At 56.4% G+C, this 369-nt stretch carries 1 pseudogene; it reads left to right on the forward strand.

Going from position 1 to position 369, the window contains the following annotated elements:
• Positions 1-369 (forward strand): annotated as a pseudogene (locus A8L45_RS24920) (hypothetical protein); the annotation flags it as partial.

Raw genomic sequence — 369 nt, forward strand, 5'->3', positions numbered from 1 at the left:
AACATGGCCGATGCCGTTAACGGCATTGTGGATATCGTGATCCCACCCGGCCACGCCAGCGTGCAGGTGAAAACCACGCTTAACAACGATGCCGTCTATGAGGGCACGGAAACCTTCAACCTTAATACCGCCATCAAGGGCTCCGGGGTCTGGAAAGCGGCCGCAGACGTGGTGGTGACTGACGATGAATCCTCACCCGTTGTGACCTCGCTAACCCCTTCAAAGACTGACGTGACCGAGGATGACGACGGGGACCTCATCTGGACAGTGGCGCTAAACAATGCCTCGGCCTCCAACACCACCCTGCAACTGGATATCAACAACCTCAGTCACAACGGTGACTTCAAGACAGACACCAACGGCACCTTC

This window comes from Veronia pacifica (assembly GCF_001707825.1).
Lineage (GTDB): Bacteria > Pseudomonadota > Gammaproteobacteria > Enterobacterales > Vibrionaceae > Veronia > Veronia pacifica.